This is a genomic window from Streptomyces panacea, assembly GCF_040560175.1.
GTDB lineage: Bacteria > Actinomycetota > Actinomycetes > Streptomycetales > Streptomycetaceae > Streptomyces > Streptomyces panacea.
In genome coordinates this window covers 1-14,095 of sequence record NZ_JARJHW010000047.1, presented here as the reverse complement: position 1 = coordinate 14,095, position 14,095 = coordinate 1, and the positions used below count along the sequence as shown (strand labels likewise).

General features: G+C 67.2%; 17 protein-coding genes. 11 read left to right on the top strand and 6 right to left on the bottom strand.

Features of this window, described 5'->3' with window-relative positions; genetic code table 11:
• Positions 1-113: 113 nt before the first annotated feature.
• The 6 genes from P3L51_RS14145 (at position 114) to P3L51_RS14120 (ending at position 4,570) form a co-directional block, all read left to right on the top strand.
• A complete protein-coding gene (locus P3L51_RS14145; RefSeq protein ID WP_354605538.1) occupies positions 114-341 on the top strand; it encodes a hypothetical protein in 228 nt (75 codons plus the stop codon).
• The gene (locus P3L51_RS14140) at positions 319-846 is read left to right on the top strand and encodes a DUF6879 family protein (protein WP_354605537.1); all 528 of its coding nucleotides are present in this window, start codon (positions 319-321) and stop codon (positions 844-846) included. Before P3L51_RS14145 ends, P3L51_RS14140 begins: the two co-directional genes overlap by 23 nt.
• A gap of 29 nt (positions 847-875) precedes the next feature.
• A complete protein-coding gene (locus P3L51_RS14135) occupies positions 876-1,724 on the top strand; it encodes a helix-turn-helix domain-containing protein (protein ID WP_354605536.1) in 849 nt (282 codons plus the stop codon).
• A gap of 286 nt (positions 1,725-2,010) precedes the next feature.
• Positions 2,011-2,298: a hypothetical protein gene (locus P3L51_RS14130; RefSeq protein WP_354605535.1), complete on the top strand. Its 288-nt coding sequence runs from the start codon at positions 2,011-2,013 to the stop codon at positions 2,296-2,298.
• A 26-nt stretch (positions 2,299-2,324) separates the two neighbouring features.
• Positions 2,325-3,227, top strand: coding sequence for a JmjC domain-containing protein (locus tag P3L51_RS14125; RefSeq protein ID WP_354605534.1), 903 nt, complete (start codon positions 2,325-2,327; stop codon positions 3,225-3,227).
• Positions 3,228-3,710: 483 nt separating this feature from the next.
• A protein-coding gene (locus P3L51_RS14120; protein ID WP_354605533.1) for an IS5 family transposase occupies positions 3,711-4,570 on the top strand; the annotation gives its coding sequence in 2 pieces (ribosomal slippage) (positions 3,711-4,062 and positions 4,062-4,570; 861 coding nt in all).
• Between the two features lie 21 nt (positions 4,571-4,591).
• Here the strand turns inward: P3L51_RS14120 and P3L51_RS14115 are convergent.
• Both P3L51_RS14115 and P3L51_RS14110 read right to left on the bottom strand, forming a co-directional pair.
• Positions 4,592-4,888, bottom strand: coding sequence for a barstar family protein (locus tag P3L51_RS14115; protein WP_354605532.1), 297 nt, complete (start codon positions 4,886-4,888; stop codon positions 4,592-4,594).
• Positions 4,889-4,944: 56 nt separating this feature from the next.
• Positions 4,945-5,841 (bottom strand): phosphotransferase family protein, encoded by an 897-nt coding sequence (locus tag P3L51_RS14110; RefSeq protein ID WP_354605531.1) that lies wholly within the window; start codon positions 5,839-5,841, stop codon positions 4,945-4,947.
• A 237-nt stretch (positions 5,842-6,078) separates the two neighbouring features.
• Here P3L51_RS14110 and pstS point away from each other — a divergent pair, with 237 nt between their 5' ends.
• The 4 genes from pstS to pstB all read left to right on the top strand — a co-directional run bounded on the left by pstS (position 6,079) and on the right by pstB (position 10,208).
• Positions 6,079-7,212 carry a phosphate ABC transporter substrate-binding protein PstS gene (gene pstS, locus P3L51_RS14105; RefSeq protein WP_354605530.1) on the top strand — a complete coding sequence of 378 codons (1,134 nt, stop codon included), beginning with the start codon at positions 6,079-6,081 and terminating at the stop codon, positions 7,210-7,212.
• A 97-nt stretch (positions 7,213-7,309) separates the two neighbouring features.
• Entirely contained in the window at positions 7,310-8,308 is a 999-nt protein-coding gene (gene pstC / locus P3L51_RS14100; RefSeq protein ID WP_354605529.1) for a phosphate ABC transporter permease subunit PstC, read from the top strand.
• A complete protein-coding gene (gene pstA / locus P3L51_RS14095) occupies positions 8,305-9,378 on the top strand; it encodes a phosphate ABC transporter permease PstA (protein ID WP_354605528.1) in 1,074 nt (357 codons plus the stop codon). The genes pstC and pstA overlap by 4 nt, the downstream gene beginning before the upstream one ends.
• Positions 9,379-9,431: 53 nt before the next feature.
• Positions 9,432-10,208, top strand: coding sequence for a phosphate ABC transporter ATP-binding protein PstB (gene pstB, locus P3L51_RS14090; protein ID WP_354605527.1), 777 nt, complete (start codon positions 9,432-9,434; stop codon positions 10,206-10,208).
• A 242-nt stretch (positions 10,209-10,450) separates the two neighbouring features.
• Here the strand turns inward: pstB and P3L51_RS14085 are convergent, their stop codons facing one another.
• Together P3L51_RS14085 and P3L51_RS14080 are read right to left on the bottom strand one after the other, a co-directional pair.
• Positions 10,451-11,449, bottom strand: coding sequence for an inorganic phosphate transporter (locus tag P3L51_RS14085; RefSeq protein WP_354605526.1), 999 nt, complete (start codon positions 11,447-11,449; stop codon positions 10,451-10,453).
• A gap of 5 nt (positions 11,450-11,454) precedes the next feature.
• On the bottom strand, positions 11,455-12,075 hold the full coding sequence (locus tag P3L51_RS14080) for a DUF47 domain-containing protein (protein ID WP_069627297.1): 621 nt from the start codon (positions 12,073-12,075) through the stop codon (positions 11,455-11,457).
• Between the two features lie 211 nt (positions 12,076-12,286).
• Between P3L51_RS14080 and P3L51_RS14075 the strand changes: the two genes are divergently transcribed.
• Positions 12,287-12,676, top strand: a complete 390-nt coding sequence (locus P3L51_RS14075; RefSeq protein ID WP_354605525.1) for a metal-sensitive transcriptional regulator — start codon at positions 12,287-12,289, stop codon at positions 12,674-12,676.
• A gap of 111 nt (positions 12,677-12,787) precedes the next feature.
• Here the strand turns inward: P3L51_RS14075 and P3L51_RS14070 are convergent, their stop codons facing one another.
• Positions 12,788-12,964: a hypothetical protein gene (locus P3L51_RS14070; RefSeq protein WP_354605524.1), complete on the bottom strand. Its 177-nt coding sequence runs from the start codon at positions 12,962-12,964 to the stop codon at positions 12,788-12,790.
• 105 nt (positions 12,965-13,069) lie between these two features.
• Positions 13,070-13,900, bottom strand: a complete 831-nt coding sequence (locus tag P3L51_RS14065) for an SCO4651 family lipoprotein (protein WP_354605523.1) — start codon at positions 13,898-13,900, stop codon at positions 13,070-13,072.
• Positions 13,901-14,095 lie beyond the last annotated feature (195 nt).

Genomic DNA, 14,095 nt, shown 5'->3' with positions numbered 1-14,095 from the left:
TCTGAGCAACGACCCGAATCGGTGAATCTGCGCAAGTTCATGCAAGTTCCTGTCCTCACCCGCGGGTTCGGCGCAATCTGGGAGGGATTGTCAGCCGCACACCGGAGGTCGTCATGGCGCTGCACCTGCTCGGCAAGGACCCGAACTCCCCCGAAGGCAAGTCCCCGACCGTGTACTACGACGACGTAGCGGACAAGTACCTGGTCCAGGGCTTGAAGGTCCTTGACGAAGCGCGATTGTCCCAGATGGATCTGCCCGACCATGAGACCGTGGTGGAGATCCCCAAGTACATGGTCACGTTCTTTCCGGAGGTCAGCGGTGGCGGCGGAACCTGCGTTTGAGGAACTGTTCCACCTGATCGAGCGGTCGGCGGTGCACCTGGAGATGCGGGACGGCTACATGCGCTCCGATCCGCGTTTCCTCGCCTGGCAACAGGACCGGGACAGCGTCTCGGCCGACAACGATCCGGATCAGCGTCCTTGGCAGGAGTTGATGCGAGAGATCACCGGTCGCGGCGTAGAGATTCGCCGGGCTCGCATCGTCTCCGAACCGGTCAGTGAGTACATCCGGTTCGAGCACCATCTGACGGCCGGCAACACCGCGGGCGGCGAGCAGGTCCGATGGCTCCCCCGCCGCCGGGCTTCTGATCTGTCCCTTCCTGGCAACGACTTCTGGCTGTTCGATGACAGCCTGGTCGTGTTCCTCCACTTCACCGGTGAGGGCGAACTGTCTCCGGAAGGGGACGAGGAACGCACGGCCGATCCGGCGGTCGTACGGCTCTGTTCGGCGGCCTTCGAGGCCGTGTGGGAACGAGCGGTCCCGCACGAGGAGTACAGGCCGTCCTGAATCACGAGTGAAACAGGCAGAGTTCCCCCGTGGCCCCGCCATCGTCCAGCGTTCAGCAAGCCAAGGAAGCCCTCGGATCTCGCCTGCGCGAGATCCGGAAGGACTCCGGCATGACGGCACGCGCCTTGGCGGCGGCGGCCGGGTGGCACGAATCCAAGACCTCACGCATCGAAAACGGCAGGACGCCCCCGTCCGACGCCGACGTCCGTCTGTGGACGAGTCTGTGCGATGCGGAGGATCAGACCGCTGACCTCATCGCGACGGCCCGTGGCATCGAAGGCATGTACGTCGAGTGGAGGCGGCTGGAGAGGGGCGGTCTGAAGCGGGTGCAGGAGTCCGTGCTGCCCCTCTTCGAGAGAACCCGGCGCTTCCGCTTCTACCAGTCGTGGGTCGTTCCCGGTCTACTGCAGACTCCCGACTACACCCGTGCTGTGCTCAACACGGTGGTGGCCCTTCGAAATGCTCCGGACGACGTTGATGCCGCGGTCGCGGCGCGGATGGAACGTCAACGCGTCCTCCGCTCGGGCCACCAGCAATTCGCCATGCTCGTGGAGGAATGGGTTCTCCGCACGATGATCGGCGATGCTCGCGTAATGACCGGCCAACTGGGCCATCTCATCGCGGCGGCATCCCAACCGTCCGTGAGTCTCGGCGTAATCCCCATGGGGACCGAACGTGGCAATGCCTGGCCTGCGGAGTCCTTCTCCCTTTTCGACGACACCCAAGCATCTGTGGAACTGGTGTCGGCCAACCTGACGGTGACGCAGCCGCGTGAAGTCTCCGAATACGTAAGCACGTTCAAGGAGCTGTCCACCATCGCGGTCTACGGAGCCAACGCCCGCGAGCTGATCACCGCCGCGACTGACGCGCTCGGGTGAATCCGCGCAAGTCCGTAGAAGTTCGTTGGGGTCCGCAGCGCCACAGGCCGACCGCACAGCATGGGTTGGGCCGCATTCCGGCCGGCCGGAGCGCGGCCCACGACGCTCAAGGAAAGGCATCGATGAGCTGGTGCGGACACTGGCATGGGTACGGCCCCTGGATCGGGGGCAGGGACGTCTACGGCCAAGAAGGACTACGCCGCCCGGGGGTCCACCCCAACGACGAGCAGACCAGGGCGTTCCTCTCCTCCACGATGCCGCCCATGCAGAGACGGGCCACTGGCTGATGCGCCGGACCCAGACTTCGCCGGACCGCGCGTGGACGGATCTCCCCGACGCCCTGGCCTGGCTGAAGGAGACCCACGGAGCGAACCTGCCCTTCGAGCGTGAGGACGGCAAGCAGGCATACCTCGACCTGCGTACGAAGGTCGGCTACGCGCGGGACGCGCTCGGACGGGGCAGCGACGCCGTCTGGGTCCACTACACCAAGTCCTCGAACCTGGTGTCATTCTCGGTCGTCTGCTGCCCGCAGCGCTTCCTTCCTGAGATCCAGTGCCCACTGCCGCCGCTCTGACCGCTCAGCGGGCGGGAAAGGACGCCATGTCGCTCAGTCTTCTGCTCCCGGAAGCCGGCGTAGCCGACCTCTTGGCCTCGTGGCCTGACGAGCCTCGCGTGTACCAGCGCGACACCACGGAACTCGACCGCACCGTGACCTCGGCGTCTCTCCACGCCTACATCGCCACCGGGTGCGTCCCCGCAAACGAGATCGCCGTGGTGAAGGCCCCCGGCCCGTCCCTCAACCGCGACGCCTTCATGACCAACGGCCGGACCGATCCGGACAAGCTCCGAAGGCTGTATCGCGGCGGGTACACCCTTCGGCTCGGCAACCTTCAGAGGGTCATTCCCTTCATGGCGAGGATTTCGCGGGCCATCCAGAAGGAGACGGGATTCTCGAACTACGTCCACGCGTTCATGACGCCATCGGGAAATCAGGGGCTCCGCCACCACTGGGATCAGCAGATGGCGGTGATCGTGCAGTCGTCGGGAATCAAACGGTGGCAACTGTGGCGCCCAACCGTCACGGCACCGATGAGGGATTTCAATGAATCCTGGCGGGTTTGGCGCGAGAACTACATCCCGGACTGGGAAGCCGCCGGACCGGACATGGTCGTCGACCTCCATGCGGGGCAGTCACTCCTGTTACCGAGGGGCTGGGTACACAATCCGCGTGTGGTGGACGCCAACGAGGACAGCGTCCATCTGACGTTCGCCATCCGGGAGCGCACCCCCATGTGGCTGGCCGAGAGACTGATCACGGGCGCGATCGAGGAGCCCACTTTCCGGCGGATCATCCTGCCCGGCGACATCGGGGGCCCGGCACTGACCGACCGTGTCCGGGAGACTCGCGACGCGCTCGTGGCGTATCTGGCCGCCTTGGACGTGGACGAGCTCGCCCTCGCCGTACGCCGAGCCGCCATGACCGAGCTGGAGTACACGACCTGATCCCTCCGGGCCTGGGCATCGCGACCCGGCGTCGGCTCGTCATGGCCGTCTCCGCTCACCGAACCAGCCCACCCACTGTTGTCAGCCCGCCGTGAGCTTCGTCGCGGGCCTCATCCACTCGCCGATGCCCCTCTTGAGCGCGTCGAGTTCGCCGGTGCGCTGCTCGATCTGCTGGTTCTGATAGGCCACGTCGACCGCGTACCTGCGCCGAGCCGGGGGCGGCGGCCCCGGATGAACGTGCCGCGCGACGAAGAGCATGTGCCTTTTCGGCCCTCGTCGCGCCTTTCCGATGCTTAAGCGAACTTCACTGAGGCAGGCTCCACTGCCGGAAGTGACCTCGCGGATGCACAGACGCATCGGATACGTGGGTCCCGGCAGGCGAATGCTCGCCGCCTGGCGCTGTCGCCGGGGCGCGCGGTCCGACCGGTGGACGGCCACAGCGCTAGAGCGTGTCTCTTTGGTGGGTTGATCAGTTGATCCGATATGCCTGTCCGGTTAGTGATCACCGATGCGATGTGGGACCGGATCGAGCCGCTGATGCCGGCCGATCCGGTCCGTGGACGAAGGTGGGCCGACCACCGCCGAACCCTGGAAGCCATCGCGTGGAAGTACCGCACCTGCTCACCTTGGCGTGACCTGCCGGAGGAACTCGGGCCTTTTCAAACCGCGCACAAACGCCTGATCAGGTGGGCTGTGGACGGCACATGGGAACGAATCCTCGCGGCGGTTCTCGCAGTTGCGGATGCCGATGGCGACGTGGGCTGGACGGTCTCGGTGGACTCCACCGTCTGCCGGGCTCACCAGCATTCGGCCGGAGCCAGGAAAAGGGGGCTTCCGACCAGTTCGAGCCCGAGGATCACGCGCTTGGACGCTCTCGCGGTGGCTTGAGCACGAAGGTCCACTTGGCCGGCGACAGCCGGGCACGGCCTCTGTCCATTCACGTCACGGCAGGCCAGGCTGGCGACGCGCCGGCCTTCGAGGCGGTCATGGCCGGAATCCGAATCCCGCGAAGCGGACTCGGCAGGCCAAGAACCCGCCCTGCGGTCGTCCTTGCGGATCGCGCATACTCCTCCCGCGCGATCCGCGGGCACCTCCGTCGACGCGGCATCCGTGCGGTCATCCCGCAGCCTGCCGACCAGATCGGCCACCGCCTGCGGCGAGGCCGCGCCGGAGGCCGGCCCCCCGGCTTCAACGTCGAGGCATACAAGGTGCGCAATACCGTCGAGCGATGTATCGCCCGACTCAAGCAGTGGCGCGGCCTCGCAATGCGGACGGACAAGCTCGCCATCGCCTACCAGGCCGCACTCCACCTTGCTGCCATTCTCATCTGGACCCGGCGCTGAGCAAGGCGTCCGAAGGATTCGTCAGGCCAACCCGTGCACGATGAGCCGGTTCTGCTCTCCGTCAAAGATGCCGGCCAGGACTTTGGCCTCCCGCAGGTTCCCACCGAAGAGACCCCGCCGGTCGACGTGCACGATCAGAATGTCATGGCTGTCGATTACCTCAGAGATGCCCCGAGTCTCGATCGTGTCCGACCACGCGTCCAGGTTCCGGCCGAACCACTCCGGCAGCCCACATGGCTCACTCACCGCGTCCCAGAAGTCGTTGAGTGTCTCGATCAGTCGACCACGCAGGTCAACGACCAGCTCGCTATCCGTCATCGCAGCAGACTAACCAGCCCGCACCAGGAGGCGCTCACCGGTCAAAGAGACAGGCTCTAGGCGAGGGCCGGCCACGGCGCGGGCGGCGAGGAGGCGAAGAACCGGAGGATGCCGAGCAGGCGGGCGGCCGGGGGCGCCGTCCAGTGGCGTTCGCCCGCGACCGGGGCGGGGTTCCTCAGACGGGCGAGCGCCCAGGTGAGGTGGTGGCGCAGGACGCGGGCCTCCCAGCCGTACGAGTCGTACGAGTCGTACGAGCCCACCGAGCCGCCCCCGCCCTCCCGGTAGCCACCGAGCATCGCCGGGATCCCCCACAGCGGTGTCTTGGCGAACTCGACCGCCGGGTCCGCCCACATCGCGTCCCCCCAGTCCACGATCCCCGAAAGCATCAGCGGCTCCGGGGTCACCAGCAGGTTCTGCGGTGCGATGTCGCCGTGTACCAGGACACGCGGCGGACCCTCGGGAATCCGCTCCGCGAGCCGGTCGAACCAGCCGCCGAGCCACCGCGCGGCCTCCGCGTCGAGCATGCCGTCCGCCAGCAGACCCTCGACCAGCCGGCGCGGGGCGCCGACGTCGGGGTCGTACTCCACCGGGACAGCGGTCAACCCCCGCGTCAACGTCCCCGTCAACCCCGCCGTCAACTCCCCACCCGCGTGCGACACCCGATGCAGCCGGGCCAGCTCCCGCCCCACCTCCCGGTAGACGCCCTCGGCCACACCCCCCACATCCGCGAGGTCCGCCCCCGGCGCCCGCTCCAGCACCATGTACGGCACGTCCGCGTCCGTACGGCTGTCGTCGAAGGTCACGAGCGACGGCGTACGCACCCCGGCCTCCCGCGCGACGGGAATCACCGCCGCCTCTTTCACCAGGTCGGCGACGAACGCCTCCGTACGCGGTACACGCAGCACGAGATCCGGCCCCAGGAGCCAGGCCCGATTCGCGACTCCTGAGGCCATGGGGCGCACTTTCTCGACGCCCACGCCGTGTCGGGCGGCGATCCGGGCCAGAGCCGCACCAGGCTGTCCGTCACGGTTCACCTTCCGTTCACTCCCATCCGTCAGCGGCTTCACCTGATCTGCCTAATTTCGGCCTTACACGGTGACCGGCATACCGCCGGACCCACCAACTCGACGCACGCCGTCGTAGAAGTGCGTACAACCGCACACCGGCGGCTTCTGGAAGGAACACCCGAAGTGAAGCTTCAGCGCAAGAACCGGCTGCGCGCCACCGCGCTCGGTGCCCTCGCCGTCTCCGGCGCCCTGGTTCTCACGGCGTGCGGCTCGGACGACAACGCGAAGGACTCCGGCGACGGCGACAAGACCGCGGCCGCCTCCAGCATCAAGTGCGACGACGCCAAGGGCCAGGTCCTTGCCGCCGGATCGAGCGCCCAGAAGAACGCGATGGACCTCTGGGTGAAGAACTTCCAGCAGGCTTGTGCGGGCGTCGAGATCAACTACCAGCCGATCGGTTCCGGCGGTGGCATCACCAAGTTCACGCAGGGCCAGGTCGCCTTCGCGGGCTCCGACTCCGCACTGAAGCCCGAGGAAGTCACCGCCTCCGAGGAAGTCTGCAAGGGCGGCAAGGGCATCAACCTCCCGATGGTCGGCGGCCCCGTCGCCATCGGCTTCAACGTGCCCGGCGTCGACAGCCTGATCCTGGACGGCCCGACCCTCGCCCAGATCTTCGACTCGAAGATCAAGAAGTGGGACGACAAGGCGATCGCCGAGCTCAACCCCGACGCCAAGCTGCCCAGCACCGCGATCCAGGCGTTCCACCGCTCGGACGAGTCGGGTACGACGCAGAACCTGAACAAGTACCTCAAGGCCGCGGCCCCGGCCGACTGGAAGTACGACGACAGCTCGAAGTCGTGGGAGGCCAAGGGTGGCCAGGCCGCCAGCGGTTCCTCCGGCGTCGCCTCCAGCGTCAAGGACACCGAAGGCGCCATCGGCTACTTCGAGCTCTCCTACGCGACCGCCAGCAACCTGACCACCGTCAAGGTGGACACGGGCGCCGGCGCGCCGGTCGAGGCCACCACGGAGAACGCCTCCAAGGCCATCGCCGCCGCCAAGATCAAGGGCACCGGCAATGACCTGGCCCTGGAGCTGGACTACGCCACCAAGGCCGAGGGTGCCTACCCGATCATCCTGGTGACGTACGAGATCGCCTGCGACAAGGGCAACAAGGCCGAGACCCTGCCCAGCGTCAAGGCGTTCCTCAACTACACCGTCAGCGAAGAGGGCCAGAAGGTCCTGAGCGAGGCCGGCTACGCCCCGCTCCCGACGGAGATCGCGGCCAAGGTCCGCGAGATCGTCCCCACCCTGTCCTGACCCCCGGACGTGACCGGCCCCGCCGAGCGGGGCCGGTCACGTCTTCCGGTGCACCGCCGCCAGGAGCCGCGACCCGGCTCCGCAGACCGGAGAAACGATGGATACAGCAGCCGCACCCAACGACGCACCGCCACCCCCCACCCTTGAGAACAAGGGCGCGAGCAAGGGGCCGAAGCAGCTCGGCGACCGGATCTTCCTGGGTCTGTCCCGGGGGTCCGGTATCACCCTGCTGGTCATCATGGCCGCCATCGCCGCGTTCCTGACCTATCGCGCGACGCTCGCGATCTCCAAGGACGAGACGAACTTCCTCACCACCTTCGAGTGGAACCCGCAGGGCGACCCGCCGTCCTTCGGCATCGCCGTACTCGTCTTCGGCACCATCGTCAGCTCGATCATCGCCATGGTGATCGCTGTCCCGGTCGCCATAGGCATCGCGCTCTTCATCTCGCACTTCGCGCCCCGCAGACTCGCCGCGCCGATCGCGTACCTGGTCGACCTGCTGGCAGCCGTACCGAGCATCATCTACGGCCTCTGGGGCGCCGTCTTCCTCGTCCCGTACCTCGACGGCCTGAACAAGTGGCTCAACGAGTACTTCGCCTGGACGTACATCTTCGAGAAGACCAACGAAGGCATCGCCCGCAACCTGTTCACCGTGGGCATCCTGCTGGCGATCATGATCCTGCCGATCATCACCAACGTCATCCGTGAGGTCTTCCTCCAGTCGCCGAAGATGATCGAGGAAGCCGCTCTGGCCCTCGGTGCCACGCGCTGGGAAGTCATCCGGATGTCCGTGATTCCGTTCGGCCGCTCCGGCATCATCAGCGCCTCGATGCTGGGGCTCGGACGCGCGCTGGGCGAGACGATGGCCGTCGCCGTCGTCCTCTCGCCGAGCTTCCTGCTCTCGTTCCACATCCTCGACGCGGGCGGCGGCACCTTCGCGCAGAACATCGCCGCCAAGTTCAACGAGGCCGACGAGTTCGGCCGGGACGCGCTGATCGCCTCCGGCCTGATCCTCTTCATCATCACACTGCTGGTCAACGGCGCGGCCCGCGCGATCATCGCCCGCCGCAAGGAGTACTCGGGGGCCAACGCATGAGCCACACGCTTCAGGACAAGCGGCCGTCGGTCGCCGAACCTCAAGGCTCGCTCTCCCACGCGCGTATGCCCGGCTGGGCGCCCCTGGCCATCGCCGCCGGCTCCGCCGGGCTGGGCTGCCTGATCGGGGTGGTGGCCGGGCTGGACAGCAAGATCCAGTGGGGTCTGCTCGCCGCGCTGATCTTCATCGGCGGTACGTATCTGATCACCGCCAAGGTGGAAGGCCCCCGGCAGGGCAAGAACCAGGTCGCGACCAGCCTGGTCTGGGTCTGCTTCATCCTGGCCGTCATCCCGCTGCTCTCGCTCGCCTGGACGACCATCAGCAAGGGCGCGGGAGTCGTCGACGGGTACTTCCTGTCCCACTCCATGAGCGGACTCCTCGACACGGACGAGGGCGGCGGCATCTACCACGCGCTGCTCGGCACCATCGAGCAGGTCGCCATCGCCACGCTGATCGCCACGCCGATCGGTCTGCTGACCGCCGTCTACCTCGTCGAGTACGGAAGCGGAAAGCTCTCCCGCGCCGTCACCTTCTTCGTGGACGTGATGACCGGCATCCCGTCGATCGTCGCCGGCCTGTTCATCCTCTCGACGTGGATCCTGATGTTCGACTTCGGATTCTCCGGATTCGCCGGCGCCCTGGCGCTCGCGATCCTGATGATGCCGGTGATCGTGCGCTCCACCGAGGAGATGCTGAAGCTCGTCCCGAACGAGCTTCGTGAGGCATCCTTGGCGCTGGGCGTGCCGCAGTGGCGCACCATCCTCAAGGTGGTCCTGCCCACGGCGATCGGTGGCATCACCACCGGCGTGATGCTCGCGGTGGCCCGTATCACCGGTGAGACCGCGCCCGTGCTGCTGCTCGTGTTCGGTACGAAGCTCATCAACTCGAACCCGTTCGAAGGCGCCCAGTCGTCGCTGCCGCTGTACGTGTTCGAGCAGTACTCGGTGGGCACCGACGCCGCGGTCGACCGAGCCTGGGGCGCGGCCCTCGTACTGATCGCCTTCGTCATGATCCTCAACCTGGTGGCCCGCGGCATCGCCCGCTGGAAGGCTCCCAAGACCGGCCGCTGAGGCCCCGAAATCCGGCTCCGCCGAGCGGGGTCACGCAGAAAGCAGTGATTCAGATGGCCAAGCGAATCGACGTCAGCGGCCTGACCGCGTACTACGGCACCCACCGGGCGATCGACGACATCTCCATGACCGTCGAGCCCCGCTCCGTGACGGCCTTCATCGGCCCGTCCGGCTGCGGCAAGTCCACCTTCCTCCGCACCCTCAACCGCATGCACGAGGTCACGCCCGGTGGCCGCGTCGAGGGCAAGGTCCTGCTGGACGACGAGAATCTGTACGGCGCCAACGTCGACCCGGTCGCGGTCCGCCGCACGGTCGGCATGGTCTTCCAGCGGCCCAACCCGTTCCCGACGATGTCGATCTTCGACAACGTCGCGGCCGGTCTGCGGCTCAACGGCAAGTACCGCAAGAACGAACTGGCGAACGTCGTCGAGAAGTCCCTCAAGGGCGCCAACCTCTGGAACGAGGTCAAGGACCGCCTCAACAAGCCCGGTTCCGGCCTCTCCGGCGGCCAGCAGCAGCGCCTGTGCATCGCCCGCGCGATCGCGGTCGAGCCGGAGGTGCTGCTGATGGACGAGCCGTGCTCGGCGCTCGACCCGATCTCCACGCTCGCGATCGAGGACCTGATCGGCCAGCTCAAGGAGCGCTTCACGATCGTCATCGTGACGCACAACATGCAGCAGGCGGCGCGGGTCTCGGACCGTACGGCCTTCTTCAACCTGTCGGCCGTGGGCCAGCCCGGCAAGCTCATCGAGATAGACGAGACGGAACGCATCTTCGCCAACCCGTCCGTACAGGCCACGGAGGACTACATCTCCGGCCGCTTCGGATAGGCACCGGCGCGAAAGCCGTCCTGCGGTGCTGCATGGCGGTGCCACCGCAAGGCGAAGGGCCCGCCCCCTCTCCCAGGGGGCGGGCCCACACATGTTCTACGGCGTGAGCCGAAGGCCGCGCGCAGCCGAACGCGGGGCTCAACCGCCCGGCACGTTCAGCCGGACGCCGGATTCACGAGCCAACCGTGCCGACCCGGGGGACAACCCCCGGACCCCCGGCCGAAGGCAACCGCCCGGCACGCTCAGCCGAACGCCAGATTCACGAGCCAGAAGCTGACCGCCGCCACCAGCGCCGCCGCCGGCATCGTGATGAACCAGCCCAGGATGATGTTCTTCGCGACACCCCACCGCACCGCGTTCACCCGCTTCGTCGCGCCGACGCCCATGATCGCCGAGGTGATGACGTGCGTCGTCGAGATCGGCGCGTGGAAGATGAACGCCGAGCCGAACATGATCGACGCACCCGTCGTCTCCGCCGCGAACCCCTGCGGCGGATCCAGCTCGATGATCTTGCGGCCCAGCGTCCGCATGATGCGCCAGCCTCCCGCGTACGTACCCAGCGAGAGCATCACCGCACAGGCGATCTTCACCCAGACCGGGATCTCGTCGCCCTGACCCTCGACATCCGCGATGACCAGCGCCATCACCACGATGCCCATCGTCTTCTGCGCGTCCTGGAGACCGTGCCCGAGCGCCATGCCGGCCGCGGAGACCGTCTGCGCGATACGGAAACCGCGCTTGGCCTTGTGCGGGTTGGAGTGCCGGAACATCCACATGATGCCGACCATCACCAGATAGCCGATGACCAGCCCGACGATCGGCGACAGGAACATCGGGATGACGACCTTCTCCAGCACCCCGGTCCAGATCACCTCGGTCCCGCCGGCGAGCGCCGCGCCCACCATGCCGCCGAAGAGCGCGTGGGAGGAGGAGGACGGAAGGCCGTAATACCAGGTGACCAGGTTCCAGACGATCGCCCCGACGAGCGCGGCGAAGAGGATCCCCATCCCTCGCTGCCCGTGCGGCGTGGCGATCAGTCCTTCACTGACGGTCTTGGCGACCCCCTGGCCGAGAAACGCGCCCGCGAGGTTCATCACGGCGGCCATCGCCAGCGCGGCGCGCGGCGTCAGCGCACGCGTTGACACCGATGTCGCGATGGCGTTCGCGGAGTCGTGGAAGCCGTTGGTGTACGTGAAGCCGAGCGCGACACCGATGGTCACGATCAGGGCGAAGGTGTCCACGTGGTTCAGGACTCCTTGACCGCGATTGTCTCCACCGTGTTCGCGACGTGCTCGAACGCGTCGGCGGCCTCCTCGAGCACATCCACGATCTGCTTGAGCTTCAGGACTTCCATGGCGTCGTACTTACCGTTGAAGAGCTGGGCGAGCAGCTTGCGGTGGATCTGGTCGGCCTGGTTCTCCAGGCGGTTGACCTCGATCCAGTACTCGGTGAGGTTGGTCATCGTCCGCAGGTGCGGCATCGCCTCGGCGGTCAGCTCAGCCGCCCGCGCCAGCACCTCGATCTGCTGCTCGACGCCCTTGGGCAGCTCCTCGACCTGGTAGAGGACGACCAGGTCGACGGCCTCCTCCATGAAGTCCATGATGTCGTCGAGGGACGAGGCGAGGTTGTAGATGTCCTCGCGGTCGAACGGTGTGATGAAGGAGGAGTTCAGCTGGTGGAAGATCGCGTGCGTGGCGTCGTCCCCCGCGTGCTCCGCCGCCCGCATCCGTTCCGCGATCTCGGCCCGGGCGGAGGAATCCGCTCCGAGCAGTTCCATGAGGAGCTTGGAGCCCGTGACGATGTTGTCCGCGGACGCGGCGAACATGTCGTAGAAGCTCGTCTCCCTGGGGGTCAGACGAAAGCGCACGGGGGATCCTCGGGTTACATCGGATTCGGTCAGGCTGATGCTAGGCGCATCATCCGGCCACGGCTAACCGGCGTCCATCAGTGTGCTGCATAGGACACGACGATCATGACGTGCCCCTGCCCCCGCGCGCGCGACTGGGTATCATATACCTACCTGGGGTATTTACGCCCCTTTCGGACATCCCTCACGAACACCCCACCAGGAGGACGCGATGACGACCACCGAGGCGGCAGGCGCGGCGACCAGCGACGCGACCTCCGGTACGGCCACGACAGCCGGCACGGTCGGCGACGAGATCGTCACCGACCACGATCGCGGTGTCCACGGCTACCACAAGCAGAAGGACGAGCACCTCAAGCGGCTGCGCCGGATCGAGGGCCAGATCCGCGGGCTCCAGCGGCTCGTCGACGAGGACGTCTACTGCATCGACATACTCACCCAGGTCTCGGCCTCGACGAAGGCGCTCCAGTCCTTCGCCCTCCAACTGCTGGAGGAGCACCTGCGGCACTGCGTGGCGGACGCGGCGGTCAAGGGCGGCGACGAGATCGACGACAAGGTCCAGGAAGCGACGAAGGCGATCGCGCGGCTGCTGCGTACCTGAACCTGCCGAAGGTAGAGGGGCCGGGCCGACGGGTCGAAGGGCCGACGGACAGGTCGGGTCGACGGGGTCGACAGACAGGTCGACGGACAGGACGACCGGCAGGACGACGGTTCAGCGGTAGGGCGATCTCTCGCCGCGGTCCGTGCCCACCTTCAGTACTTCGTCGATCCGGTCCGGGCTGAGCCGCTCACCGTCCGCGGCCGACGCCGCGATCATCAGCTCTCCGCAGAGTTCGATCTCGGCGAGGGCCACGTGGTCCTGGACGGTCTGCGTGCGCGACAGAGCCACGTGCGTTCACCTCTTCCTGCCGGTGTCGTCTTCTTGGCGGTGTCGACTGCCGGCTTCCTAGGGTAAGGAGGATGAGACGTGACGCGCATGGCACGTCCGGACCATTTACACCTTGATCTTCCCGGTGAAGATCTGGTCCTCAGGGGGGAGCCGCACCCCGACGGCGACCCCGAATTCGTACAGCAGGGTGGTCGAGGCCACAGCGACCGTACGCCCCTGATTCCGGTAGCTGAACTGGTGTCTGACCTTGCGCAGCCGCCCCGCGTCGTCCAGATAGGCATCGAACGGTACGACGTCCTCGGCGAAGCCCCGCGCCGCCGCGGCCAGCGCCTCGCGCGCGTACGGCGCCGCCCGCTTCGCGGCCCGCTCGATGTCGGTGACGCCCCGGTAGTGCGACACACGGACGCCGGCCAGCTCCTGCTCGCCGACGAGGACCACGTCCTTCGCGGCGCGCAGCAGTTCGGCGGCGGTCAGCGGATCGGTCGCGCCACCGGTGACCAGATTGCCGTCCGCGAGGGTGGTCGAGTCGAGCATGACCCACTTGTCCTCGGGCACCCCGGCGCCCCGGTTCTTCATATAGAGGGCGGCCGGTGCCAGCAGTTCCGAGATCGGCCGGTGCTCGTCCGTACCGGCCGGGTCCGTCGGCAGCACGACCGAGAGCTGTCCCATCCTCTTACGGAAGTCGTACCGCCCCTCGCCCCTGATGGTCACGCGCGTCCCGCCCGTCGCCATCACCAGTGACGTCTTGGCCTTGGAGCTGCCCGCCCCGACCAGCGCGTCGGCCGCTCCGCGGACCGCGGCCGGATCACCGAGGGGCCGGTCGTCGGCCATCGCACCCTCGCTCCCGGAACAACCGGCGGTCCCGGCCACGACCCCCACCACCGTGACGGCAGCGGCGACGACCGCCACGCCCCTGTGTCTGCGCTGCTGCACCATCGCCTGCCAACCCCCAACGCCTTACCGTTGCTTGCCGTTGTGCTCGCCATTGCCTGTCCGAGAGCCGCCCTGTCCCGATAACGACGCCCCGCGCGCCTCGTCACGCACCGCCCCTGACCGGACACGTACGCGCGAGTACGGTGGACCGGTGCGCGAGCAAGAAACCCCGGACCCTGTCTCTTATACACATCTCCG

Coding starts and splice junctions, on each gene's coding strand:
- P3L51_RS14145 (WP_354605538.1), top strand. CDS start 114: ATGGCGCTGCACCTGCTCGGCAAGGACCCGAACTCCCCCGAAGGCAAG.
- P3L51_RS14130 (WP_354605535.1), top strand. CDS start 2,011: ATGCGCCGGACCCAGACTTCGCCGGACCGCGCGTGGACGGATCTCCCC.
- P3L51_RS14125 (WP_354605534.1), top strand. CDS start 2,325: ATGTCGCTCAGTCTTCTGCTCCCGGAAGCCGGCGTAGCCGACCTCTTG.
- P3L51_RS14115 (WP_354605532.1), bottom strand. CDS start 4,888: ATGACGGATAGCGAGCTGGTCGTTGACCTGCGTGGTCGACTGATCGAG.
- P3L51_RS14110 (WP_354605531.1), bottom strand. CDS start 5,841: ATGGCCTCAGGAGTCGCGAATCGGGCCTGGCTCCTGGGGCCGGATCTC.
- pstC (WP_354605529.1), top strand. CDS start 7,310: ATGGATACAGCAGCCGCACCCAACGACGCACCGCCACCCCCCACCCTT.
- pstA (WP_354605528.1), top strand. CDS start 8,305: ATGAGCCACACGCTTCAGGACAAGCGGCCGTCGGTCGCCGAACCTCAA.
- pstB (WP_354605527.1), top strand. CDS start 9,432: ATGGCCAAGCGAATCGACGTCAGCGGCCTGACCGCGTACTACGGCACC.
- P3L51_RS14075 (WP_354605525.1), top strand. CDS start 12,287: ATGACGACCACCGAGGCGGCAGGCGCGGCGACCAGCGACGCGACCTCC.
- P3L51_RS14065 (WP_354605523.1), bottom strand. CDS start 13,900: ATGGTGCAGCAGCGCAGACACAGGGGCGTGGCGGTCGTCGCCGCTGCC.